The organism is Sphingomonas sp. 35-24ZXX, assembly GCF_000786215.1.
Classification (GTDB): domain Bacteria; phylum Pseudomonadota; class Alphaproteobacteria; order Sphingomonadales; family Sphingomonadaceae; genus Blastomonas.
The window spans coordinates 861,156-886,576 of the sequence record NZ_JROG01000003.1 but is presented as its reverse complement, the minus strand read 5'-3'; the positions used below and the strand labels follow the sequence as shown (position 1 = coordinate 886,576).

The window sequence follows — 25,421 nt, the reverse complement described above, 5'->3', positions numbered from 1 at the left end:
ATGGCGACCGGGCCTATCGAAGTCGCGTGCCGCGAGAGGCTCCGGCTGCTCGAGGATTGGCAGCTTAGGGTAGGCCGTTCCAGCGACTTTAACGCGGCGTTGCTGTCCTCAGCCCAAGTCATCGCAGGGACGTGCGTCGGGGTCGCCGGCGTGAAGGGAATGGAGGAAGTCGCTTACGACCTCTGCATCGTCGATGAGGCGTCAAAAGCGACACCGACCGAGATACTTATCCCCATGGCGCGCAGCCGGCGCTGGATCATAGTCGGGGATCCCAAGCAGCTGCCACCCTTCTTCGAGGACTTCGGCGACGAGCTCCTGAATAACTTCGACGATGCGGAGGTCCGTGCAACCCTGCTCGACCGTTTGCTGGACGCGCAGGCCGGGCTTCCCAAATCGAACCGCGCACGGTTGCGCAACCAATACCGTATGATCGAGCCCATTGGTGATCTTGTGAGCAAATGCTTCTATGGTGGAGACCTCGAGAGCCCTATTCGTTCGCATGGTTTAAAGCTGCAGCACGCTTTCCCGAAACCGGTGACGTGGTATTCTACCCACGCCTTGGCCAACCGAGGCGAGCGGAGGGAGGGTCAGACCTTCAGCAACCCTGCCGAGGTTGCAGCCATCCGCAGCATCCTCCAGCGCCTGCAGTTCGTCATCAAGGCTCAGAAGAGGCGAATCAGCGTGGCGGTGATAGCCGGCTATACCGCGCAGGTGGAGGCGCTTAGCGACATGGCATCGCGTGGCGTTGCAGAGTGGCCGGACCTCGATGTCACGTGCAACAGCGTCGACGCGTTCCAAGGACGTCAGGCCGACGTCTGCATCTATTCGGTGGTCCGGTCCAACGATGCCAATAAATTGGGATTCCTCAAGGAACGGCCACGCCTCAACGTTGCGCTGTCACGCGGAAAAAGCGCGCTGGTGATCGTAGGCGACCAAGTATTCTGTCGGGCGGTGCGCGGCCGCAACCCGTTTAAGAAGGTTATCGAACACCTCGACAAGCATGAAGCTACCTGCACCACGGAGACCTTAACGTGACACCTGCCGAAGTCGCGCGTCGCCACCAATTCAGGGAGGGCTTCGTCCTCGTCGACTATGCCGAGGCAGGGCTACCCGTCTTCCGCTTGACCATCGAGGCGGTCACCACCTCCTTGCGCTCAATTCCCGCCATCCAGGAATTTGTCATGCGTGGCATGGCGCTCGGCGAGGAGGATGAGACTGCCATCGCTGCGATGCTTGGGCTGAAACCAGACCTCGTCCGCGCAGCGATGGACGGGTTAGTGAATGAGAGACACGCGGCTCGCATGCTCCTTCCTGGAGGAGGCGAGAAGTTTCGCCTTACCGAAGCTGGAGAGCACCGGCTTGCTCAGGAACTCGAGGAGGTGCCTCAAGAGGAGATGCTAGTCATCGACTACGACGGGATCCGGCGAACGCCGATCCGGTTGGCTGGTCAGAGCGTAGTTCGAGCTGCGGAACTGCGGCAGCACGGTGCCGTCGAAATCCGTCCCTATCCTGCCGAGCCTCCAGCCATCGGTGAGCTGGCGATCCCCGACGTGGCGCGGGTAATCCGACGACAGGGCGGCGAGGAGTTCCGCCGCACCGTGCTCGCATTAAAGCGGGTCGTGCGCCGCAACAACGTGTTCCGCGAGGCAGTCGCGCTCATCTACGCTGCGGAACGCGGTGCCGAAGTCCAAGTTGCCTTCGCAATCGACGGACAGGTTTCGGAAGCGCATGAGCGCACGTTCGCGCAACATGGTGGCCCACGCAAAATGGGCTTTCTCAAGGCGGTCTCGGAGCGCGACGGCAGGCGCGCGCTCGAACGGTTCCTTGGAAAGGACGTGATCTGCCGACTGCCCGATCCCGCTCGCATGCCAGCGCTCCGTAAGGCGGAGGCCGATGCCGCAGAAGAGGTGCGCTCTGCCGAACCGGCCGCTATGGCGCAGCGGTCGGGGCGCGCAGGGCCAGCCGTCACTGCGCTGAAAGCGGCGAAAGAGCGTCTCTCAATCGCGCGTCACGATCTCGACACGTTTCCTATTCGCGAGATGGCGCCGTTCGAACAAGACGAGCTCCTCCAAGAAGCGTTGGAGAACGCGACGCGCTCACTGTTGATCACTAGCGCAGGCCTCTCTGCCGGCTACGTGAACCCATACCTCCTGCGCGATCTGGACCGCCTCGCCGCTGAGCGCGTCGAGGTCGACATCGCGTCATTCATAGTGCCGCAGCTGGAAAGCCGGTCCAAAGACGCCTACGATCCTGTTGTGGAACTGACCAAGCGATCTAAGCGGAACGCGCTTCGATTAATTCAGATGAAGCGCGCGGACGTTTTTGTCCTAATTCAGGACGACGAGCTCGCCGTCGTGTCCAACCGGCCGTTCCTTGGCGAGGTCAGTCGACGCACGGGGTTTCAGCGTGTCGAGGGTTTCGTAGTTCGCGCCAAGGAGCTCGTAGATCGCATACGCGACATCGCAATTGCCGGGACGGAGTTTCGCGGTGCTTGACGGGGTTAGAGCTTGGGCGGCAACGCACCCCGGCAGAGTGCGCGCCCAAAATGAAGACAGTTGCCAAGTCGGTGATTGGTGCGCCAAGGCTGGCGTCGCTCGGTGGAAAGGCCCGGTTCGACGGGAAGGACTGTGGGCCGCAGTCGCCGACGGGATGGGCGGCCACCGGCAGGGCGCGCTGGCAAGCGCGATCGTTATCGACAGCCTTTCGAAGCTGGTTCCGCCCGGGGCCACCGACGTGGACGTTGATCGCCTAATCAGCGAAGCGAATGGCCGCATGTTTCTCGCGATGCGATCGCCGGAGGGCAGCCCCGCGATGGGCAGCACCGTAGTCGGCGTCTTGGTGACAGGTCGCACCGGGATCGTTTTCAATGTCGGCGACAGTCGCGGCTACTTGCTTGCCTCGGGCCAGTTGCAACTCGTTACCCGGGACCACACCCCTCCACGCGGCTCGACAGGCGGACGAAGTCATGCGCTGACGCAATCTCTGGGCGGTACACTCACTCCCAGACCAATCGTGCCCCACATCTTCCGGTTCGACCTAGGGAGCACGGATGCGATCCTGCTTTGTTCAGACGGATTAACGGACATGGTCGAGGACGAGGAGATCGAGGCACTTTTGTCACGCCATCCTGACGACCCCGCAGATGCCCTCGTTCAGGCCGCCCTGGATGCGGGCGGCGCCGACAATATCACCGTCGTGGTGGTGCGCATTACGGGGTGAACTCGCTGGTGCCGCTCGACCATGTTGTCGGAAGGCTTTTTGGGCTTCACGTCCTAGAACGGACGACACATTTTCGAAGGCCGGCAATTGCCATTTGAGCAAGCCGAGCCGGTGGTCACCGCCGCCAGCACAATCGGTGTCGATTCTTTTCGCCGTCGTACCGACCGCGCAGTTCGGCCTGCCCGTGCTAGGTAGACTAGGTGCGCCCAGCCTTGCCCAACTCTCGCACACAATAAGCCCTCAGACGGACAAAGTCGCCGCTTCGCGTCAGCGGCTGCTCTGCCGGGCCTACGAGACCATTTCCCATGTGTTTCAAGTCATTAGCCACCCGCATGCCAAGTGAGTAAGAGCTAGACAATGAACCTCACCAACGAAGATATGAGGTTCAGGAAATGAATGACGACACGACCAAACACACGGCGCATCTGCCTGCGACCACCACCAACCTGTTCAGGATCAACCATAGGCTCGGCACGCTGTTCGCCTTCGCTCGTAGCCAAGATGGAGCAGCTGCGATGTTTGTCGCCCAATGGGCGTCCTTGCTGGGCAATGCGCCCGGCGACTTTTCGATCGACCGGATGGTTCGGTTCAAGCGGGCAGGGAGGTTCATGCAAAGCACGCAAGCGATGCAGGGCGAGGGGCGCGAGGGGCTTGCAACCTTTAGCGATGACACCGGGTGGACGATGCTTCCTCGCGTCGAACTCCACGCGTGAGCGTCCGTGGTCAGCGCAGACGCGGATGCCGAGCATCCAAGACAAAACGAATGATTGACAATATGAAGCTCTATCAGATTGAACACACCGGCCGCTTCGAGGTTCACCACTGGTTCGCTCCCAGTGAGAATCAGGTTGTGCATATGTTCTTCGACTGGTGCGTGCTCGTGCACGGTGAAGCACCGCGCTATTTCAGCACCAAGCGAATTCGGGCTGGTGATGTCTTGCCGCATCAGCAGCTGCACCTGGAAGCGGCGCTCGCCAGAAAGTGTCGCGGTGCCGGGTCATATTATCCCGAAACCGGGTGGGTCATCGTGCCAATTTGTTGAGCCGCTTCTGACTGATGGCCAGCCAGGCCGAGGGGTTGTGACTACCCCTCGGTTGGGTTGCGCTTTCCGCTGCCGACATACGGGAGCGCGGGCATAGAGGGAAAGAGGAGGTCCAAGGATCGCCGCTGTCTGACGACCCGGATGGCGCCATTGCTGACCGAAAAAATCTCTTCTTCTTTATCCACAGGCTCGATTAAACCCTGTCTTAGTGGTCGCCAGTCGACGCTTCGATGTGGGGGGGCCAGTAAGCCCAGCATTCATTTTGCTGGGCGTCACTCCCCATGAAGGTCCAGAGCTGGGACAAAGCTGCCAGTCACAATAGCGCCCGGGAATGTCTGTATTAGCTGAAACCGGTCGCCTTGGTTTGATGACTTGGCTACAGCCGCAAAGGCGAATTTCGGCTGGATCGCCATACAGCACGGCAAGTAAACGACGCTTTTATTTGCCAGATATGCCCTGCACGATCGCAGATCGGTGGCAATTCCACTCAGCTGCAAATCAGACACCCGCGTCATGACCTTCGTTGTCGTCGGGCCAGATCATACAGAAGTGCAAAAGCGCGCGCAGCTAGGGGATCAGCACCACCTTGATGCACTCGCCCCGCGCCTGGGCGGCGATGGCCTCGTTGATCTCGGCAAGCGGAAAGGTGCGGATCAACCGGTCGAAAGGGAAGCGTCCAGCGGCATGATGCTCGATCAGTTCGGGAATGAAGCGCTGCGGATCGCTGTCGCCCTCAATGATGCCGATGACGCGATGGCCGGGGGTCATCAGCGCGGCAACGTTGACGCTGATGGCCGCATCGGCCTTTGCCGGCACGCCGACCAGTCCGATCGCCCCATGGCTGCCGAGCGCCGCCAGTCCCGCCTCGATCACCGGCACGACGCCGCTGGTATCGAAGGCGAAATCAAGCCCCTGCGGTAGGATGGCGCGCAGAGCTGCCGCCAGATTGGGGGCGTCGGCAGGGTCGATGACATGCGTCGCGCCCAGTTCCAGCGCGATGGCGCGCCGCGCGGCGATCGGTTCGACCAGAATGATCGTCGAGCAGCCCTGGATGACCGCCCCCATGACGGCGGCGAGCCCGACAGGGCCGCCACCGAAGATCGCGATACTCGACCCCGCAGGGCATGCCAGCGATCGCATCACCCCGCCCGCCCCGGTCTGGAAACCGCAGCCCAGCGGCCCGAGCAGCTCGATCGGCACATGCGACGTGTCCACCTTCACCACGTTGCGCGCGCGCGTGATCGTCATCGCGGAAAAGGAGGACTGGCCGAAGAAATGCGAGGTGATCCGCTGGCCATCCTTGGCATAGGCGGTGCTGCCGTCGTCCAGCCGCATCCCCGCATAATTGAGCGGAATGAAGCTCTGGCAATAACTCGGCAGATGCTCTGCGCAGCGGGGGCAACTGCCGCAGCTTGAGAAGCCGATCACCACCTCGTCGCCGACCTCAAGTCCCTCGACACCCTCGCCCACCGCGTCGATGACGCCCGCGCCCTCATGCCCCAGCACGCCGGGCAGCGCGAACGGGGCGATCTGGTCGCGGAAGATCAGGTCGGTATGGCATAGGCCCACTCCCCTGATCGCGACGCGCACTTCGCCCTTGCGCGGCTCCTCGACGATGATCGGCTCGATCGTGAAATCGCCGCCCGGTTCGTGCGCCAGTGCGGCCAGTGCTTCCACCATCTTCTACTCCTGGTTCAGGTCCAGCAGCTTCCATTCCTGCTGGCGATAATCGCTGGGCGCTATGCCGAACCAGTTGCGAAAGGCGCGGCTGAAATGGCTCTGGCTGGCAAAGCCGGTCGCCTCGGACAAGGAGGCGAGGCTGAGATCGGTCTGTACCAGCATTTGCTGCGCGCGGTCGAGCCGGGCCTTCATGACATATTGGTGCGGCGAGATTCCGGTCGCTTTCTTGAACTGGCGGCAGAAATGCGACGGGGTCACCCCGGCCATCGCCGCCATCGCCTCCAGGCTGTGCTCGCCCTCGGGATGCGCGAGCACCGCGTTCATGATCTTGTGCAGGCGATAGGCCGAGAAATCAGACACCGGAATGTCAGTCACATGGCCATGCGCAGGCGGGCCCGAAAGGATATGCGCCTTGAGCGCGCCGACCATCGCGGCGACATAGGCGGTGCGCTCCTCGGCCTGGGGCGCGTAGAGCTCCGCCAGGATCTGCCGCGTCAGCGCGACGCCCAGCGGATCGGCAAAGGCAAAGCGCATCTTGTTGAACTGCTCGGCATGCGGCTGTCCCGCCAGCACCTCGGAGGACATCGACAGGGTCACGACATCGAGTTCGCCATCGACCAGCCAGCCGGTCGGCATGCCCGCGGGCACTATGGTGGCGCAGCCGGGGATCGAGCTGGTCTCCGTCCAGCCGCCGCGGTCCCATGTCTTGACCTGCGGCTTGCCCGCGACATGCACGGTGAAGATCGGCTGCGGCAGCGCGGGCAAGGTATAGCTGCCGACGAACTGGCGCCAGCGGCACAGCGACCAGCCCTCGCCGATCGACCCCATTTCGACATCGGGCGCGCGGCCCAGAACGTCGCAGATGATGCCCTTGTTCTGCCAGCGGTCGTTGGCGGGCTCGGGGGTGCGATGTACCGGGCGCGTGCTCATGAAACCAGCCTGACCTCCAGCTGCTTGAAGCCGTTGATGAAGTTCGACCGCACCCGCCGCGGGGTCGACGCGATCTCTATCGAGCGAACATGCCGGGCGAGGCAGGAAAAGGCCAGACGCAACTGCATTTCCGCCAAGCGCGATCCGACACAGACATGCGTGCCGAAGCCGAAGGCGAGATGCTGGCGGATCGCACGCGCAATGTCGAACCGATCGGGATCGGCAAACACCTGTTCGTCGCGATTGCCGCTGGGATAGAACATCACGACCTTGTCGCCCTTGCGGATGGCCTGCCCCCCCAGCTCGGTATCGCGCATCGCGGTGCGGCGCATATGGATGACGGGGCTGGCAAAGCGCACCATTTCCTTCACCGCCTGGGGGATCAGCGCCGGGTCGGCACGAATGGCATCCCACTGTTCGGGATTTTCGGCAAAGGCGATCAGACTGTGGTTGATCGAGTTGCGCGTCGTCTCATTGCCGCCGACCAGCGCCAGCACCAGATTGCCGATGAAATCGGGCAGTTCGGCGGGGCTGCCATGAATGTCGCTATTGGCGAGCAGCGAGGCGAGGTCCGGCCCTGGCGCGGCGCGGCGCGCGGCGAACAACTCGGTCGCAAAGCCGATAAACTCGCCGAGCACCGCCTGCATCGCCTCGGGCGACTGGCGCAGCTCCGGATCGTCCTCGCCGATGAACGCATCGGTCCAGCGGTGCAGGTCGCGCCACATGTCCGCAGGCACGCCGAGCAGCTCCGCCAGGGTCAGCAGCGGCAGCGGCACCGAGAATAGCGGCAGGATGTCGACAGTCTGGTTCAGCGGTACCTCGGCGAACAGCCGCTCGACCCGCTCCTCGATGCGCCTTTCAATCCCTTCCAGCCGACCGGGCGACAGCGCGGGCATCACGAACTTGCGATATTGCGTGTGCACCGGCGGGTCGCGCGAGATGAAGGGGATGCCGATCGGCGAATCCCCGGTGCCGGCAAGGCCCATCTCATTCTCGTTGAAGATCCGGTGCCCGCCATTCTCATAGGCCGAAGAGAACAGATCGGCCTGGCGCGATACCGCCATGATCTCGTCGAACCCCAGCACCGCCCAGAACCCCGCACCGTCGCTTTCCGGGTTCCAGTGGACCGGCCCCCGGGCCCTCCACTCGGCCAGCCGGGCATAGGGCATGCCGTCCAGATACAGGTCCGGATCCTTGAGATCGATCGCGGCCATGGTCAGAAGCCGAACCGGACGCTGGCGCCGAAGGTGCGCGGCGCGCTGGGCACGAGGAAATTGTACGGGAAGCCCGCGCCCCTCAGATCCAGACCATAGCCATAGGTCTTGCGGTCGAACAGGTTGTTGGCGAACAGCCGCACGGTGATGCGGTCATCCGACCAGCTCAGCGTGCCGTTAACCTTGGCATTGGCGCCCTGCTGCAGCTCCGAATTGAGCTGCGCGGTGCGCGGCGCGTTGTCGTTGTTGAACGGCGAGAAGAACTGGCGGCTCGAATAGACGACGTTCGGCGCGAAGGTGATCTTGCCGCCTGCAACCTCTGCCACGTCCCATTCCAGGCCCAGCTGTCCGGTCAGCTCGGGCGCGAATGGAAGGTCGTTGCCCGAAAGGTTCGCGCCCTGCAGGGTCAGCGTCTTGTAGCGCGACTTCAGCCAGCCCAGCGCAGCGTTGATGCGCAGGGCGTCGGTCGGCTGGATCGTGGTCTCCAGCTCCACGCCATAGACTTCGGATGCGGGTGCGTTGACCAGAAACGAGACCGGTCCGGCGCGCGTATCCTGCAGCTGCTGGTTGGAATAATCGTAATAGAAGGCCGATGCCGCATAGGTGAACACCCGGTCGTCGGTGCGCCCCTTGATGCCCAGCTCATAGGCGTTGACCCGTTCGGGCTCGATATAGCCGATGCCCGAGGACGAGGTATAGCCGCCGCCATTGATCGCGCCCGCGCGATAGCCGCGATTGTAGCTGGCATAGACCAGCGTGCCGCTGTCGAACGTGTAGCTGAGCGCGATGCGTCCGGTCAGCGCCTTGTTGGTATCGGCCAGGGCGAAGCGCGCCGCCGGATTATAGGCGCAGGTTCCCGCGACGCCGGGGCACGGCACGGTGGTCGCGATCGGGGTGAGTGGACCGCCCACCGGCCCCACGAACAGGAAGGCGAACGCATCGTCATAGCGTGAGCGATCGCGGGTGTAGCGCGCGCCCAGCGTCAGCACCAGCCGCTCGGCCAGCGTGATGTCCGCCTGGCCGAAGATCGCATAGCTCTTGCGCACCTGGCGATAGTGCTGGAAGAACCCGCCCGCCGGGGGCAGCGGCAGGTTGAACGTGTTGTCGGTGATGTTGCGGTCCCAGCCGTAGAAGAGGCCGCCTACGAAATCGATCGTGTCGCTGGCGTAATTGGTGCGCAGTTCCTGGCTGAACTGGCGATAGCGCGAGCTCCAGTTGATATCGAGCAGGTCGAGCGGCGACCCGTCGGCGGCCTGTTGCAGGTTCTGCTTGCCGCCATCATAGCTTGTGATCGACGCTAGGCTCCAGCGGTCGGAAAGCTCCAGCGCTATATTGGTGGAAAAGCCCCAGGCATCGGTATTGTTGTTGCCGATGCGGTTCTCGTTAGTCTCGAAAAAGCCCAGGCCCGCGCGAAACGCGCCAAGGCCATGCACCGCAGCCTGCGTGCCTCGATCGCGCCCGCCATAGGCGCGCAGCACGATGTCGAGCGTGTCTATCGGCTTTACCCGAAGCGAGAAACGGCCCTGCAGCGTATCAACCGAGGCCGCATCGCGTCCGCCGGGAAAGACATTGCGGATCTGGCCATCGCCCTTGGCATAGTTAACCGCCAGCCGCACGCCCGCGACATCCTCGGCCAGGGTCGCCTCTGCCGCGCCCTGCGCGGTGAAGGTATCGAAATTGGCATAGCCGAGCTGGACATAGCCGTTGGTGCCCGAAAGGTTGGGCTTGCGGGTGATGAAATTGATCGCGCCGCCGGTGGTGTTGCGGCCGAACAGCGTGCCCTGCGGCCCGCGCAGCACCTCGATCCGGTCGAGATCGAACAGGCCCATACCATGGCTGGTGCGCGGTGCGAGATAGACATCGTCCAGATAGACGCCCACCGGCGAGGCCTGGTTGCTGTTATATTCGTTCGCCACGCCGATGCCGCGCAGCGAGAAATTGGGCTGAGTGCTGCCATAGGGGCTGTTGATCTGGAGGTTGGGCACCGCCTCGCCCAGTTGCGCCGAGTTGCTGATTCCGCGCTGGGCGAGCTGATCGCCGCCAAGCGCCGTGACGGCGACCGGAACTTCGAGAAGCGACTGTTCGCGCCGCTGCGCGGTGACGATGATCTCGCCGGCCTCGGCGGCGCTGTCGTCCCCTGCTGGCGCTTCCTGCGCCAGCGCCATGCTCGATGTCGAAAGTGCGAGCGCCACCATCATGCGCCGCGCCCAGGTCAGGCCGTTCATCATCCGTCTCCCTCATGCAACCGACCCTTTCTCGGGTCTTGTCTATGCTGGGAGGTTTAGCGACGGTGGGGCGAGATGGCTTTAGCCGTGCCTGCCGCCGAATTTGACATTTCTTGCTTTTGCCGGACTGGCGCACTCAAAGCCGCGAAAGGTCGATGTCGCTTCATAATGTTGCGATGCCACTGTTCGATCGACAGGGGTTTATGCAAGCTCTGTCGACATTTTTGCCCAGTTTCAGTCGGTAGTAGAGTCCGCGATTAATCTCAATATGCGCGGAGCGGCTTTCGGCGAAGGCAGACATTGCGCCTGACCGAAGTGCATGGCTGGATCTGGTCGCGTGCTGCCCGAAGCGGAACGCCGCTTCGTGGGACAACCCCGTCGTTTGCTACTGCTGCTGCAAACGACCGGTTCTATTAAAACCTGCCGTTCTCGACCGGGTTAAACTGGTTGCGAGGAAAACTGTGTTAGGCCGTTTTCAAAATGGCATCTCCTGGCGGTTCTCCCGTCGGGAACGTGAACACGCAGCCGAACTGAAACCGACGGTACTGGACCTGCGACGAATCACAGCCCAAGTCATTCTAAAAGATGGTTAATTTTTCGTACCCCAAAATTAACACAAATTTGAGGCTTTCTCCATAAATTGTCAGCATGGATGTCAGGATCGGCTTGATAGTTGCCGGATTGGTCTTCGCGGTTGCGACACCTTGCCATGCGGCAGGTGTCACGGCGGGAAGTCTGATCGAGAGCACTGCAACCGCCAGCTACGATAGTGCTGGCGGGCGCGGTAGCGTGTCTTCCAACCGCGTTGCCTTGCGGGTCGACGAGGTCATTGATGCGACGCTGACACTGCTGGATTCCGGGCCGGTGGGTCTGGCTGGCGACAAGGCGGTCCTGGCCTTTTCGGTCGTCAATACCGGCAACGGGTCCGAGGCAATGCGCCTTTCCACCCGCCCTGTCGCCGGCAGCGACTTTGATCCGGTGGTGAAAGCGATTGCTATCGACAGCAATGGCAATGGCGTGTTCGATGAAGGGGTCGATCTGCTGATCCAACCCGGTGCGGCGACGCCTGAGATCGCGCCGGATACAAGCTTGAGGGTGTTTGTCATCGCCGGAGCCAGTGGGTCTCCGGCGGATGGCCAGCAGGGCCGCGTCACATTGCTGGCAGAAGCCGTGACGGGAACTGGCACGCCCGGGACTGCATTGGCGGGGCAGGGCAGCGCAGGCGTCGATGCCATCATCGGCAGCAGTGGCGGACGCGCGCAAGCCATCGGCAGCCTGGTTATCCAGAGTGCCACGGTCTCGATCGTCAAGTCGGCCACGATCAGCGATCCCTTCGGCGGCAATGAGCCGGTCCCGGGCGCCTTTGTCACCATGACATTGAACACGCAGGTAACAGGCTCTGGCGCAGTCAGCAATCTGGTGGTGACCAGCCCTGTCCCGGCGGGCACGCGCTATGTCGCGTCCACCCTCACGCTGGATGGCGCTTCGCTGAGCGACATTGCCGATACCGACGGCGGTTCCGTGAACAAGGATTTTGTCGAGGTCCGGCTGGGAAACCTCGCTGGCGGAACCAGCCGGTCCATCGCCTTTCGCCTTCAGATCCAATGAACAAGCTGTATCAATTATGGACTGTAAAACCATGACCCGTAACGCAAAAAACTTGGCAATTGCCCTATTTGCCTCTTTCGGCCTGGCTTTCGCCAGCCCTGTCAGGGCTGAGGAAGTTGCGATCTCAAGCGGCATTCTGGTCGAGCGGCAGGTCATGGAAAATGGCAACAGCCGGGCCGAGTGGGTCGCAGCCGAAACGGTGGTGCCGGGCGACACGCTCAAGCTGGTTTTCGATTATCAGAACCAGAACAACGTGGCGCTGACCAACTTCATCATCACGTGCGTTGTCCCGCCGTCGGTCAAGGTCAGGGCGATCGACCCCGGTCAGCTTGTTTCGGTCGACGGCGGCAAGACGTTCGACCTTCTCGACCGGCTGACCGTGGTCGGTCCGGACGGCCAGACCCGTTCTGCGTCGCTCGAAGACATCACCAACCTGCGCTGGATCATCGCCCAGATCGATATCGGGGCGAAGGGCAGCGTTCATTATCTCGGTACCGTCAATTGACCTTGCACGCACGATCCAGAACCTAGGAAACCGACATGTCGATCAAGAGCACCAACATCTGCCAGACCTTGCCCCATCGCTGGCGCGTGCCGGCTTTTGGCACATTGGGCCTGCTGGCAATGGCCAGCACGCCGGCATTTGCCGCAGGCACGCCTGCCGGTACCGACATCACCAATCAGGTGACTGTGGGATACAGTGTGGGCAGCGTTCAGCAGACGGCGGCGACGGCGTCGGCGACCGTGAAAGTTGACCGAAAGGTCAACTTGACGGTGACGCGGACCGATACCGCCTCCGTGATCGTGGCGCCGCTGCAACAGCGCGCGGTGACGACGTTCAGGCTGGACAATCTGAGCAACGATACGCTCGATTTTTCGTTGTCCGCCATCCAGCTGGGCAATGGCGCAACGTCGGCCTTCGGTCCTGGAACCGACAATTTCGATGCATCCATCGTTGGCGTCTACCTCGATAATGGCAACGGCACCTATGATGATGGCACCGATGTTCAGGTCACCTATCTTGATGAGGTTGCCGCCGACGCAAACCGGGTTCTGTTTGTGGTCGCCAACATTCCGGACAGCCGGGCCACGGGGGATATCGCCACGGTTCGCTTGACCGCCACGGCCGCTGTTGGCGGCGCTGCGAACACCCAGGGTGCCGTGCTGACGCAGACGACGGGGGCCAATACCGCCGGCGTGGATACCGCGTTTGCCGATGGTGCAGGTTCGGGCGATACCGCCAATGATGGCCAGTTCGGAGTCATCAATGACTATCGGGTCAGCACCGCGGCACTGACGGTTAACAAGACCAGCACGGTTGTCAGCGATCCGGTCAACACCACGACCAATCCAAAGATCATCCCTGGAGCGATCGTGCAGTTCTGCGTTGCGGTCAGCAATGCTGCGGGCGGATCGACCGCGAGCGGACTGACTGTCAGCGCTCAGGTCTCATCGGATATGACCTATGTCGCAAACTCGATCCGCCTCAATGGAACAGTCGTGAGCGGTGTCTGCCAGAATGATGGCACGGCAGGCGGCACCTTCAATGCCGGTGTCGTCAGTGGCACTCTCAGCAACCTGGCGGCGGGCAGCACCTTGACACTCGTCTATCAGGCCGAAGTCAAGTAACCAGAGAACGATGGCAGGCAGGTGGTTTCTCTCCGCCGACCATTTGGCGTTCTTGCAACGCTTTTTCTGCTTCTTTTGGCACTCTCGACCGCCGAAGTCGCAGCGCGCGATGTCGTGTCCACCGCTCAGGCGCGCTGGTCTGCGCTGGGGCGTGACTTTGCCAACAGCTCCAACACGATCAGCATAAACGTCAGCCAGCCAGCCATCGCTGTGCGGATATTCCGCCCCGCATCCTCAGGTGTGACTACGCTGGTACCGTCAGGTCAGTGCGCCAGCGCAACTCCCCAAAACGGATCGCGCGGTGACGACCAATCCATCCCCTTGGCTGCGACCGACGCAATTTTAGCTGGCGAGCGATTGGTTCTCCAGATTTCTGCCCCGCAGATGAACCGGGATTCGGCCAGTATCGAAACGGTCTGGGTCGAAATGCAGGCCGATGGACAGGATTCGGAGCGGTTCGGGTTCAGGGAAACCGCCAGTTCCAGTGGGGTCTTTGCCGGCGTCATATCGACCCAACGTGCCGAGAGGGGCTTTACCCGCAGCGATTGCCAACTGGCCGTCAATGGCGGGCAGTTGGTACAGCTGGCCATCTTGGATGTTGCCGGTCGGCAGGTTCCGGCTGGCACGGTGCGCATTCTGGTGGACCCGTTTGGGCTTGTTGTCGATTCGCAGGATGGCCGCCCGGTTTCCGGAGCCCGCGTCTCGCTGGTGGATGCCAGCGGCCAACCGGCGGTGGTCTATGCAGCAGATGGCATTACGCCCTGGCCCTCTGATGTGGTCAGCGGCCAGCCTGTTACAGATGGCTCAGGCGCCAACTATCCGATGCAGGACGGCGAATATCGTTTCCCCTTGGTTGCTCCCGGCAGCTACAGGCTTGTCGTCCAGCCGCCTGCGCCATTTTCCGCCCCCTCGACCATGGCACGCACTCATCTGGCCGGACTGCGCCGGATGGATGGCCAGCCGCTGGTGTTTACGGAAGGATCGTTTGGCAGGGCATTTGAGGTCGCGGGTGTCGAACCTGTCCGGATCGATATCCCCATCGATCGCGCCGCTACCCAGGCGATGCTGACCAAGTCAGCCAGCAAGTCGCTGGTCCATCCCGGCGAGCTGCTGATCTACACCCTGCTCGCCAGCAATCCTGACCCCAGCATCGCCATGCGCGATGTGGTCGTGCGCGATCGGGCTCGTTCCGGCCTACGGCTCCGGCCCGGCAGCATCCGGGTGGATGGCTTGAACCCGCCTGCCGCAGCCATCTCAATGGACCCGGATGGCCGGGGATTTACCCTTCGTCTGGGGCGGATAGCACCGGGTGAAGCTCGCAAGATCACCTATGTCATGCGTGTGCGCGAAGAGGTGGCGGCTGGCTATGCAGAGAATGTGGCAACGCTGACCGACTCCCGCGAGATGGTTGTCAGAGCCAACTCTTCGGTGCGTGTTGAGCGCGACGTCATTGCCAGCCGCATGACGATCATTGGTCGTATCACCCAGGGTGAATGCGGCGGCCCCGTGCGTGAGGGGCTGGCGGGTGTTCAGGTGATGATGGAAGACGGCAGTTTCGCCATCACCGATGCGGATGGCCGTTACCATTTCGAGGGTGTGCTGCCCGGCACGCATGTTGTGCAGATCGCCAGGCACTCGCTGCCGAGCGGCGCGGTGCCCCAGCAATGCGCGTCATCGGTGCGTTCGGCGGGCAGCGCGATCTCGCGTTTCGTGATCGGGCAGGGCGGCAGCCTCGCCGTGGCTGATTTTGTCATCCGGCTAGCCAATTCCATCAAACCGCCATCCACCAAAACCGCACCTGCCGTCGCAGCCGATGCGCTACCTTCGCCCAGCACGGCTCTTCCGACCATGCCGGATCAGGAGGCTGATGCCGAAGCGCGTGCCCGCAAGGCGGCTGGTGCCGATACCAATTGGCTGGCGTTGGGTGACGGACCAGATGATTTTCTGTTTCCGCTTGAAACGCACAATCCTTCGGCACCTGCTTTGCGGGTGGTCATCCGCCACCGCGCCAACCACAAGGTGCAACTGAGCGTGCAAGGCAAAGCGCTAGGGGATCTGGCGTTTGATGGCACGACAATGTCTGCAGACAGACGCTATGCGGTCAGCATCTGGCGCGGCGTTCCTCTGATCGATGGCGCCAACCTGCTGGTGGCAAGGTTGGTCGAGACACAGGGTGCCGAGGTGCGACGCCTGGAGCGGGTGGTGAACTATAGCGGGGCACCCATCAGCGCAGAATTGATCAAGGACCGTTCTTCGTTGATCGCCGATGGCCGCAAACGCCCGGTTATCGCCGTCCGCCTCACCGACCGCACGGGACGGCCCGCACGGAGCGGGCTTACGGGTCAGCTGTCGATCAACGCCCCTTATGAAAGCGCGGCCGCGCTGGAGGCCTTGCAACTCAGCCAGTTAAGCGGATCGGGTGCCGTTGCTCCGCGCTGGATGATCGAGGGTGACGATGGGATCGCGCTGATCGAACTGGCGCCGACCATGGTCAGCGGAGCGCTGCGTCTGGGATTTGTGTTCCAGGATGGCGACGTGCGCCGCGAACAGCGCATTGACACGTGGATGGCACCAGGCGATCAGCCCTGGACACTGATCGCACTGGCCGAAGGTGCCGCTGGCGCGGCGAACATCGCCGGGCTCATGGAGCAGATCGCACCTGAAGGTCGCGGTATCGGCAGGGATGCCCGATTTGCGTTTTATACCAAGGGCAAGGTTCTGGGTAAGTTTCTCCTGACCGCAGCCTATGATTCGGCGAAGGAACGTGCCGAGCAGCAGTTGCTGGGGGTCATCGACCCCAACAGCTATTACACCGTCTTCGGCGATGGTTCTGATCGCCGGTTCGATGCCGTCAGCCGCGAGCGCTTGTACGTAAGGATTGAAAGTGAAGGGTTTAACGCCCTTTATGGCGACTTTGTCACAGGTTTTGACCAGACCGATCTTGCCGCATATCGCCGCACCCTGACCGGAGCCAGGGTCGAGGCTCGCGATGGACAATGGCATGTCGAAGCCTTTGCCGCCAAGACGGCCAGCACGCAACGCCGTGATGAGTTCCAAGGCAATGGTCTGACAGGACCCTATCGCCTCTCCACCCGCGCGATCGTCCCGAACAGTGAACGTATCATCTTGCAAGTTCGTGATAGATTTAGGTCAGAAGTCATTGTTTCACAAAAAGAGTTGATACGATTTGTCGACTATGACCTTGATCTGCTATCGGCGACTATCCGTTTTCGCCAGCCGATCCTCAGCCGTGATGCAGACCTCAACCCTCGCTTCATCGTCATAGACTATGAGGTGGACGAAGGGCAGGGGCGTTCCTCAATGAACGCAGGGATCCGGGCGGACTATACGGCGTTTGACGGGGCGTTGGTCGTGGGCACAACCGCGATATCCGACAGCACCAATGGTCTGCGCGGTACTCTGGTGGCGATGGATGTGCGCGCCCAATTGGGGAAGGATACCGAACTGCGCGGCGAAGTGGCTGCCAGTGATATGGCGCCAGAGCGCGGACTGAGCTGGCAGGTCGAGGCCGAGCATCATTCGGGCAAGCTGGATGTGCTCGCCTATGCCCGATCGATCGCTCCGGAATTTGGTATCGGTCAGCAGAACCTCGCCGAGAAGGGACGACGCAAATTCGGGGTTGATGCGCGCTTTGCGCTCGACGCCGTTGCATCGATCACCGCCAGCACGTGGCTGGACCAGAGCCTGATCGATGAAAGCCAGCGCTATGCCGCCCAAATCAACGCCGTCTACCGCACCCAGAAGAGTGATTGGCGGCTTGGTTTTGCCCATTTTTCGGACCGCCTGAGCGACGGCAGCCGTCAGGAGTCTTCGGTTGCAGAAGGGGCCGTGACGCGGCGACTGCTTGGCGATCGACTGGAGCTGGAACTGTCGTCCAGCATCGCGCTAGGCACGGCAGGTTCGGTTGATCTTCCCGAACGCTATCGCATCGGCGCGCGCTATGCGCTCAACTCCAGCACCCGGCTGCTTGCCAGTTATGAGATTGCCGAAGGGGCAGGGCTAGCCGCGCGGACCTTCAGCGGCGGGATCGAGCTGACGCCTTGGAACGGGGCGAGGATCACCTCGACGCTCGGCCAATCCGACATTTCCGAGCAGGGCAAGCGCACCTATGCCGCGGCGGGCCTTGCACAGAATTTCCAGATTACGCCCGAGCTTGGCCTCGATGTTTCGGTCGATGGCAACCGCAAGCTGGGCGGACGGGCCATCCTGCCCATCAATCCTGCACAGCCGCTGGCAAGCGGCGGCCAACTGGGCGACGGTGCGGGCCTGTTCGAAGATTTCACGGCGATCACCTTTGGGGCCAACTGGCGCAAGGATCGCTGGTCGGCAACTGGCCGCGGCGAATGGAGGGACGGGGAACTGGCTGATCGCAAGGGGCTGACCTTCGGGATGATCCGCCAGCTCGGCGAGGGGAGTGTGGTGGGTTCAGGCTTTGTCTGGACCCAGGCTTCGGGCGAAGGTGCGGCAGCCGGCACCCGGAGCGAGGTCATCGATGCGTCGCTGGCGATGGCATTCCGCCCCGCCGAGTCATCGGTGGCTTTGCTGGGCAAGCTGGAATATCGATCGGATATGGTGAAGGGGGCAACGGCAGGCGAGGTTGGACCGGTGGGCCGCAGCGCCCTGACCATCTCTGGCGACGGGCGCTCCCGGCGCTTCATTGGCAGCCTGTCGGGCAACTGGTCGCCGCGCAATGACGAAGGCGAAAGCGGCGCGAGCGAAATCGGCTTTTTCTTCGCCGCCCGCCACTCGCTGGAGGCTGTGGATAACTATGATTTGGCTGGCACCAGCGTGGTCGCCGGATTGGATATGCGCCAGGGGCTTGGCAAGCGCGTCGAGCTTGGCTTCAGCGCAACCGTGCGCCGCAGCCTGACCGATGGCGACGCTTCCTATGCCATTGGGCCAAGCATCGGCTTTTCTCCGGCAAAGGGCACCCTGGTGACGGTCGGTTACAACGCCAGCGGTTTTGACGATCCGGATTTTGACGATGTCCGCGCAAGCCGGAAAGGCCTCTTCCTGGTCGTGCGCGCCAAGATCGATCAGGACAGCTTTGCGTTTCTCAGGCGGAACGGCGCGTGATCATGATGCTTTTTGTCTCTTCCCGGATACCAATACTGGCGAACACCAAATGTGTTGGCCGGCGGGGCGCATCGGCCTGCCCTAGTCTGATCCGTAGCCTGGCGATGTATCTCGCTGCGGTAGTCTTGACTGCGGCGGGGGTAGGGCAGGCCGACGCCCAGACCATTACCGTCGATCCCGCCACCGCAGTCGAGGCGGCCAGCTCGTCCGTCAGCATGAACCACACGGTGGGCACCGGCGCGGACCGATATCTTATCGTGTCGGTGGCGATCGAGCGGCGAGACGCCACCGTCAACTCGATCACCTATGCCGGTCAGGCGTTAACCTTCCTCGGTAGAATTACCGACGCGAATACCACTGCGACACTCGACGTCTGGGGACGAACCGCGCCTGTCACCGGGACCAATCAGGTGGTTGTGACGCTGAGTGGCGGTGCCGCAGTTGTAGTCGGTGCAATATCATTCGGTGGAGTCGACCAGACCAGCCCAATCGCCGCGTCGCAATTTGCCAGCGGCACCAGTGGTTTAACAGCCTCTGCCAGTGTGGCGAGCGCGACCAACCAACTGATCCTTGCGGTAATCGCGGCGAATGATTCGGTCAGCGCCGTCACGGCCGGTGCGGAGCAGACAAGTCGCTGGAATATCTTGAATGCCGCCGATGTTATCGGCGCGGGCAGTACCCGGACTGGTGCGTCAACCAGCACAACCATGAGCTATACATTCAATGCGCAAGGGGGCTGGGGGATGGGCCTCATCGCGTTGCGGCCAGCTGACCCCCTGATTGTCAAAAGCACCAATGACAGCGGTAGCGGGTCACTCCGCAATGCAATCCAGTTCGCCAATACCCAAGGTACAACTGCGACGATCAGTTTTGCCATCCCTGGTGCTGGGCCGCATACGATAACCTTGTCGACTGCCCTGCCGGTTCTTACGGCCAATGGGCTGACCATCGACGGTACAACCCAGTCCGGTACTCAGTGCCGCGACCTGTGGTTAGGTAACGGACACGACCTTCGCATCAATTTGCGCGGCGGCGGGTTCGAGGGGTTCCAGTTGAACGGCAGCAATCAGACCATCAAGGGACTGTCTCTGACCGGTTTTGAAAATGCCATCCGGCTGTTGTCCGGCAGCAGCAATGCCATGATCCAGTGCAACTATCTCGGCTTGCTCGCCAACGGGACGAGCAGCGGCAACAACAGAGGCGTGCGGTCTCTGGGAGCAGGCATGCGGATCGGCGGTCTGGATGCCGGCCAGGGCAACGTGATTTCGGCCAATTTCATCGTTGGTGTGGTGACCGAACAGGGAAGCACGGATAGCGCAATTCGGGGCAATTTCATCGGCACGGATGCAACAGGAATAACGGCCCGCGCAAATGGCAGTGGAATCAACAATTTCTTTGGTACGGCAACTTGGCGCGACATTACGCGAAATCTCATCTCCGGCAACAATGGCAACGGAGGGATTGTCCTCGAGACCGATGACCGGGTCAGCCCATCTGATGGCCAAATCCGTATCCAGTCGAACATCATAGGTGCTAACCGGACTCAAACCGCTTGGCTGCGTAATGGTGGTGACGGGATATTGTTCGACTCAAACAGCATCAACAACGTGTTGATCGGAGGCACGGGATCCACCGAAGGCAATTTCATCACGGGCAACAGTGATGGTATCGATCTCCGTTCGGTCAGCAATATCACCATCCGGGGAAACACCATAGCTGCAGCGGCGGCTCGCGGTATCCATCTCAACAACGTCAACACCGTCGAAATCGGTGGCGTGACAATAGGTCAAGGCAATAACATAGGCGGCAACGGAACCGATGCAATCTATGCGACCAACGTTTCGAGCAATATCACCATTCTTGGCAATTTGATCCAGCCAATCGCTACCATCGGCGGTACCCTTGCCAACGCAGGAGAGGGCATCTGGATCGACGGAGCAAGCGCCGTCAGCATTGGAAACGGTACAGCACAGGGCCGCAATATCATCGGCGGCAACCGCTTGCGCGCTATTAGAGTTGGCCTAACCAATCTCAATATCACCATCGATGGCAACTATATTGGTACGGATGCCACCGGCAATGCTGCCGTCGCCAATGGCCAGAACGCGGCTGCCAATGCCCGCGATGCAATCGGTGTCCAGTTTGCAACGGTGACCGATCTGGTGATCCGCAACAATGTCATCGGCGGGTATACCGCAAGTCTGCTGGAAATGTTTGGTGGCAGCAGCACCAACACCGTGATTCAGAACAACTCTCTCGGCATTGGTGCTGATGGAGCGTCCCAGATCGCGCCAAACACTATTGAGGACCTTCTGTTTATTGGAGGTAGCGGCACTCATACGAATATGCTGATCGGTGGCAGCAGTGCTGGTCAGGGCAATATCGTTGCCTTTGGTGGTCGTGACGGCGTTCGTCTGGATATGAGCAGCGGCACCTTACAATTGATCGGCAACACCATCCGAAACAATGCGGCTGATGGTATCCGAATGGTCGGTTCTGGCCGTGCTGCCATGATCAGCAACTGGATCTTTGCCAATGGTCTACGAGGTATTGATCTTGGCGGGAACGGCGTGACCGCTAATGACTCGGGCGATGGCGATTCGGGACCGAACAATCTCCTCAATTTTCCAGCCATTACATCGGTCAGTGTGACGAGCGCCAATCAGCTGATTTACGGCTTCACCTTTGATGGCCCTGCCGACGGCAATGGTTACCGCATTGAATTTTTTGCCAATAGCGCGGCGGACAGCAGCGGTTTCGGCGAAGGAGAGACTTTTCTCGGCCATGTGGACATAGTCCATAATGGCGGTTCACAATCCTATACCGGAGCCATTGCCTCGCTTGCCCCTATCAGCGTTGGCAGCATCATCAGTGCGACCGCGACCCGCAAGACCGCTGGCGGTGCGTGGGACATCACATCGGAATTTTCGGCGACAGCGACGGCCCAAGGTTCCGCGCAACTCAATGTCGCCCTTACGACCCAGCCCTTTGATCCCGGTGGCGGCAACGCTTTCAGTACGCCAGGATCGGATGTGTCGCTAACGGCTACCGTCACGAATACCGGCGCGGGCAGCACGCAAAGCAATTCGATTTTCACCGTGATCTCGATCACCAACACCAACAGCTTCTACAACGCAGAGACACCCGCCTTCGGGGGCATCGTCCGGTTTACGAGCGCGTCGCCGCTTCTCACCTTTACCCCCGCCACAGACATGCGGTTTTCAAGCGCTGCAACCGCGCCGACTGATTTTGCGCAGTGCACCTATACGCCTGCAGCTGGATATGACCCGCTAGTTCGCTATGTCTGTCTCAACCCCAAGGGCTCGCTACCGCATAGCGCACCCGAACATCAATTCTCGATCCAGTTGCGTGCGCGGATAAACTGAACCTCGGGATTGAGGCGGGACGAGATCGAACCGCCCCGGAATGGCAAGCAAAGCGACAGTGATATCAAGAGGCCGGTTTACGTCGACCCGGCGGCTCTCTTTCAGAAACGCCGACTGGCAGGTGGGCTGGCTGCGTTCGACACGATCAAGGACGACCTGCTCCCGAAGGGTGCGCTAGCCAATCGTAGATCTTTGGCAGGCGACCACAGCGACATGGTTGCTGCGATCGGGTCGGTGTTTCGGGAAAATGGGCATGAATTCGACGAATCTATCCCGCATCTTCGAGCTGTGTTGGCCCAGTCGGCTGAGTTTTTCAGAACAGCTGTTGAAATGGAGGCGAGGCGGCTCGGCGGTGAGGTTCACCCAGAACTTAAGTCTGCCATGGTTCTAGCCGCAGAGGCAGCAAACGCTGTGGCGGAGGCACCAGGCACAGAAATCCACGCCGAAGCCAAGCATCCAAGTCCAAACGAAAGACCGACCATATGAGGCTCTATCAGATCGCACACACCGACAGCTTTGAGGTTCATCACTGGTTCGCTCCCAGTGAGAATCAGGTTGTGCACATGCTCTTCGACTGGTGCGAACTCGTACACGGTGCCGCACCGCGCTATTTCAGCACCAAGCGCATTCGGCCTGGCGGTGTCTTGCCACATCAACAACCGCATCTGGAAGCGGCGCTGGCGATAAAATGCCGAGGTGCCGGGTCATATTGCCCCGAAACTGGGTGGGTAATTGAGCCGATGTGATCAGCCGAGGCCGCACAATCGCCAGCCGGGCCGAGGGAAGTGATGCCCCCTCGGCATGGTTGCGCACGCCGCTGGCGACATACGGGAGCGCGGGCATAGAGGGAAAGAGGAGGTCCAAGGATCGCCGCTGTGTGATGACCCGGATGGCGCCATTGCTGAGCGGTAAAATGTCTCCTGTGTCATCCACAGGCTTGATTAAACCCTGTCCTAGTGGTCGCCAGTCGACCCTTCGATGTGGGGGGGCAGTAAAGCCCAACATTCATTCTGCTGGGCGTCACTCCCCATGAAGGTCCAGAGCTGGGACGAAGCGGTCGTACGTGCCCGACTGATCAAACGGCCGGTTTTGCCAGCAACTGCCATCCAGCTTCAGGCCACCTCCAATCGATGAATCAAGGCAGCAAGAATATCTCCGTAAAAGTAACGACGCTTCACTCTTGGGAGAAACGATGCAGGTCGATGCAGCAAGCTTATCCCGGTCCCTCCGCTAAGGGTTCAAAAAGGGCGAGCGCGACTGTGATCCGCGATTGTAGGTCGAGCTGGTGCATTTGCCAATTTCCGCAAGGCGCTCCTTCCGTCCAGCGGACGCTTGCGTTCTGGGGATTTATGCAGACCATTCTTGGATCGGTCGATAGGCCTGTTCCTGTTGCTTTCAGGACAGCCTCTTTCATCACCCAGAGTTGCAGAAACGCCTCCCGTCGATCCTCGCAGGCATTTAGCCAGGCGATTTCTGGTCCGCTCAGCACCAACCGCTCAACCTTGGTCAAGTCGGTTGCCCTGTCATGGCATTCGGCATCGATGCCAATCATGGTTCCAGGATCGCGCGCCAACGCCACCAGTACGTGATCGCCAGAATGGCTGATATTGAAGTCGGGCCCATCATCGACGGCCGGCCGTCCATGGCTGCTGTAGGTGAACCGGATGGAATGCGGCGATCGCGCTGTTCGTTCACTCAGGAGCAACCGCGCGGCGACCCGGCCAGCGATAAAGGCCTTGCGGTCGACCTCGTTCAGGAAACGCGCTGCGCGCGCGCGCTCATCGTCTGACAACAGGTAGATGAAAGGCTTGAGATCCGTTTGTGACGGTCTGACCCATGCCAATTCCGCCTTCCCATCAGCGACCGGCTGGAGGGAGGTCCAGATCATGGCTTACCCAGAAGTCTCAATCTGCTTTTCTTGAACTTACCAAGCTGTTCAAGCGCCGTGCAGCGTGCGCCGTCGGCCATCAGGAGACTGTTTTTCTCTGACGAAACAAAGTTCGCGCACACGTTGATGTGGTCATCATACAGATCTGCAAATGCCTTTACCAAAAGGGCGTGGGCATCGTGCAAGCGTTCCTTCAGGCCGCTAAACTTGGGAGTGATCTCGCGGAGGCGGGTCACCAGGAAGCGGTGATCGCTCGAGAAAATGCCGCTGAAACCGTCCGGCAGTTCGGGGGGGGCCATGGACGGGCGGATGATCGTGTCATAGATATCGGGCGGAAAGTCGCCCGTCAGCCGCATCGAACCAGCAGCTGCACGCAACAGCCTGACCAGTTGTTCAATTGCGCCCGCCATTTCCGAATCATCGCTACCATGGCCGGCGATAACCTCAAGGTTGTTGAGCGATGCGATCATCGCCTGGGTAATGACCAGAAAAAGCTGGTGACCTCGCATCCACCGCCGGGCGATCATGGTTTCCGACAGAGCAGCCCGGTGCACAGTCCGCAACATGGCAATGCGTGGCGAACGGATGCCAGTTGCAAGGGTAAAGGCCAGTTCGATGCCATCGGCAATCTCGCCAAAATCCGCAATGCCCAGGCGGTCCGATCCGCTGCGCATCTCACGCCGCAAGGCCTGTGCCGCCAGGATGATTCCTTCAACATGGCTTGCCAGGTTGCGCGGATCGACCCTGACAACGCAGAAATAGGCGTCGTGCAGTTCGTTGTCGCGCACGTTGGGACTGTCCACCACAGCTGAAAGCGATTGTGCCGGACGGGCCAGCTGCGTCGATAGCGCAGCCAGCACATGGGCCGTGCGGCGTTCAGGCATCAGCTCCGCATATTGCTGCAACCTGTTGTGCCCCAGCGCTGCCTGAACCTGCGAGGGTGTTGGGACATGTGTCGCGGGCAGCGCATGAATATGCACGAGGCGCGAACGGACGCGGTGGACAACATGCTGATGCGATTTCGGGTTTGCTGTCAGAGCCGTTGTCAGGCCGCGCAGGTCGGCGCGAGGCAGACGGGACCCAGAGGTAGGAGCTGACCGAACGACCACAGGTTCCACGCCCCGCAGGAAAACCCTGGCTAGCTTGGCCTGGACCTGCTTGACACCGCCTTTCCGGACCTTGCCCTTGCGCGCAATCTGCGATCCACGCCTAGGCGGTGCTGCTGGTGCATCCAGACTGCTGGTGTCCGTGCGTTCATCGCTTCTAGCAAGCAATCCTTCCAACGCCACCATTCTGCCGCACCCCCAATCGCTTGAACAAGCTCAGGGCGTTGGCACAGTAACTTTTAATCTTCTCCTAAGTTAACCACGTTTCCTGATTTTACGTTAGTTTACAATGTCCTGTTTTGGCACTTTCAGCATTCGAGGGACCTGCCTTAACCAAGTGTTAATCATTTCAAGGCACGCCTCGCGATTAACCACGCGCAATAGCCAATCGGGGGGA

General features: G+C 61.0%; 17 protein-coding genes. 11 read left to right on the top strand and 6 right to left on the bottom strand.

What is annotated here, in order from left to right:
- The 5 genes from LI72_RS06735 to LI72_RS06715 all read left to right on the top strand — a co-directional run bounded on the left by LI72_RS06735 (position 1) and on the right by LI72_RS06715 (position 4,261).
- Positions 1–1,035 (top strand): DEAD/DEAH box helicase, encoded by a 1,035-nt coding sequence (locus LI72_RS06735; protein ID WP_033924981.1) that lies wholly within the window; start codon positions 1–3, stop codon positions 1,033–1,035.
- Positions 1,032–2,495: a hypothetical protein gene (locus LI72_RS06730; RefSeq protein ID WP_033924980.1), complete on the top strand. Its 1,464-nt coding sequence runs from the start codon at positions 1,032–1,034 to the stop codon at positions 2,493–2,495. Before LI72_RS06735 ends, LI72_RS06730 begins: the two co-directional genes overlap by 4 nt.
- Positions 2,488–3,219: a PP2C family protein-serine/threonine phosphatase gene (locus LI72_RS06725; protein ID WP_331378075.1), complete on the top strand. Its 732-nt coding sequence runs from the start codon at positions 2,488–2,490 to the stop codon at positions 3,217–3,219. The genes LI72_RS06730 and LI72_RS06725 overlap by 8 nt, the downstream gene beginning before the upstream one ends.
- A 392-nt stretch (positions 3,220–3,611) precedes the next feature.
- Positions 3,612–3,932: a hypothetical protein gene (locus tag LI72_RS06720; RefSeq protein WP_033924979.1), complete on the top strand. Its 321-nt coding sequence runs from the start codon at positions 3,612–3,614 to the stop codon at positions 3,930–3,932.
- A 62-nt stretch (positions 3,933–3,994) separates the two neighbouring features.
- The gene (locus tag LI72_RS06715) at positions 3,995–4,261 is read left to right on the top strand and encodes a hypothetical protein (protein ID WP_033924978.1); all 267 of its coding nucleotides are present in this window, start codon (positions 3,995–3,997) and stop codon (positions 4,259–4,261) included.
- 567 nt (positions 4,262–4,828) lie between these two features.
- Here the strand turns inward: LI72_RS06715 and LI72_RS06710 are convergent.
- From LI72_RS06710 to LI72_RS06695, 4 genes are read right to left on the bottom strand one after another with little or no spacing between them, the layout of a single operon-like run.
- Positions 4,829–5,941 (bottom strand): NAD(P)-dependent alcohol dehydrogenase, encoded by a 1,113-nt coding sequence (locus tag LI72_RS06710; protein WP_156139506.1) that lies wholly within the window; start codon positions 5,939–5,941, stop codon positions 4,829–4,831.
- Positions 5,942–5,944: 3 nt separating this feature from the next.
- On the bottom strand, positions 5,945–6,871 hold the full coding sequence (locus LI72_RS06705; RefSeq protein ID WP_052129566.1) for a helix-turn-helix domain-containing protein: 927 nt from the start codon (positions 6,869–6,871) through the stop codon (positions 5,945–5,947).
- Entirely contained in the window at positions 6,868–8,085 is a 1,218-nt protein-coding gene (locus tag LI72_RS06700) for a cytochrome P450 (RefSeq protein ID WP_033924977.1), read from the bottom strand. Before LI72_RS06700 ends, LI72_RS06705 begins: the two co-directional genes overlap by 4 nt.
- Positions 8,086–8,087: 2 nt before the next feature.
- Positions 8,088–10,310 (bottom strand): TonB-dependent receptor, encoded by a 2,223-nt coding sequence (locus LI72_RS06695; protein ID WP_231562385.1) that lies wholly within the window; start codon positions 10,308–10,310, stop codon positions 8,088–8,090.
- 648 nt (positions 10,311–10,958) lie between these two features.
- On the opposite strand from LI72_RS06695, the gene LI72_RS06690 reads away from it, so the two are divergent.
- The 6 genes from LI72_RS06690 to LI72_RS06660 all read left to right on the top strand — a co-directional run bounded on the left by LI72_RS06690 (position 10,959) and on the right by LI72_RS06660 (position 22,516).
- A complete protein-coding gene (locus tag LI72_RS06690; RefSeq protein ID WP_033924975.1) occupies positions 10,959–11,918 on the top strand; it encodes a hypothetical protein in 960 nt (319 codons plus the stop codon).
- 52 nt (positions 11,919–11,970) lie between these two features.
- Entirely contained in the window at positions 11,971–12,423 is a 453-nt protein-coding gene (locus tag LI72_RS06685; protein WP_052129565.1) for a hypothetical protein, read from the top strand.
- A 35-nt stretch (positions 12,424–12,458) separates the two neighbouring features.
- Positions 12,459–13,547: a hypothetical protein gene (locus LI72_RS06680; protein WP_231562384.1), complete on the top strand. Its 1,089-nt coding sequence runs from the start codon at positions 12,459–12,461 to the stop codon at positions 13,545–13,547.
- Between the two features lie 75 nt (positions 13,548–13,622).
- The gene (locus LI72_RS06675) at positions 13,623–18,644 is read left to right on the top strand and encodes a hypothetical protein (RefSeq protein ID WP_231562383.1); all 5,022 of its coding nucleotides are present in this window, start codon (positions 13,623–13,625) and stop codon (positions 18,642–18,644) included.
- Positions 18,641–22,030, top strand: a complete 3,390-nt coding sequence (locus tag LI72_RS06665; protein ID WP_231562382.1) for a beta strand repeat-containing protein — start codon at positions 18,641–18,643, stop codon at positions 22,028–22,030. The genes LI72_RS06675 and LI72_RS06665 overlap by 4 nt, the downstream gene beginning before the upstream one ends.
- 9 nt (positions 22,031–22,039) lie before the next feature.
- Positions 22,040–22,516: a hypothetical protein gene (locus tag LI72_RS06660; RefSeq protein WP_033924971.1), complete on the top strand. Its 477-nt coding sequence runs from the start codon at positions 22,040–22,042 to the stop codon at positions 22,514–22,516.
- A gap of 727 nt (positions 22,517–23,243) precedes the next feature.
- On the opposite strand, the gene LI72_RS06655 is transcribed toward LI72_RS06660, so the two are convergent.
- Both LI72_RS06655 and LI72_RS18960 read right to left on the bottom strand, forming a co-directional pair.
- Positions 23,244–23,918 carry a 4'-phosphopantetheinyl transferase family protein gene (locus LI72_RS06655; RefSeq protein ID WP_052129564.1) on the bottom strand — a complete coding sequence of 225 codons (675 nt, stop codon included), beginning with the start codon at positions 23,916–23,918 and terminating at the stop codon, positions 23,244–23,246.
- Positions 23,915–25,210, bottom strand: a complete 1,296-nt coding sequence (locus LI72_RS18960; RefSeq protein ID WP_156139503.1) for a hypothetical protein — start codon at positions 25,208–25,210, stop codon at positions 23,915–23,917. The genes LI72_RS06655 and LI72_RS18960 overlap by 4 nt, the downstream gene beginning before the upstream one ends.
- Positions 25,211–25,421 lie beyond the last annotated feature (211 nt).

Coding starts and splice junctions, on each gene's coding strand:
- LI72_RS06710 (WP_156139506.1), bottom strand. CDS start 5,941: ATGGTGGAAGCACTGGCCGCACTGGCGCACGAACCGGGCGGCGATTTC.
- LI72_RS06680 (WP_231562384.1), top strand. CDS start 12,459: ATGTCGATCAAGAGCACCAACATCTGCCAGACCTTGCCCCATCGCTGG.
- LI72_RS06695 (WP_231562385.1), bottom strand. CDS start 10,310: ATGAACGGCCTGACCTGGGCGCGGCGCATGATGGTGGCGCTCGCACTT.
- LI72_RS06690 (WP_033924975.1), top strand. CDS start 10,959: ATGGATGTCAGGATCGGCTTGATAGTTGCCGGATTGGTCTTCGCGGTT.
- LI72_RS06700 (WP_033924977.1), bottom strand. CDS start 8,085: ATGGCCGCGATCGATCTCAAGGATCCGGACCTGTATCTGGACGGCATG.
- LI72_RS06720 (WP_033924979.1), top strand. CDS start 3,612: ATGAATGACGACACGACCAAACACACGGCGCATCTGCCTGCGACCACC.
- LI72_RS06735 (WP_033924981.1), top strand. CDS start 1: ATGGCGACCGGGCCTATCGAAGTCGCGTGCCGCGAGAGGCTCCGGCTG.
- LI72_RS06705 (WP_052129566.1), bottom strand. CDS start 6,871: ATGAGCACGCGCCCGGTACATCGCACCCCCGAGCCCGCCAACGACCGC.
- LI72_RS06655 (WP_052129564.1), bottom strand. CDS start 23,918: ATGATCTGGACCTCCCTCCAGCCGGTCGCTGATGGGAAGGCGGAATTG.
- LI72_RS18960 (WP_156139503.1), bottom strand. CDS start 25,210: ATGGTGGCGTTGGAAGGATTGCTTGCTAGAAGCGATGAACGCACGGAC.
- LI72_RS06715 (WP_033924978.1), top strand. CDS start 3,995: ATGAAGCTCTATCAGATTGAACACACCGGCCGCTTCGAGGTTCACCAC.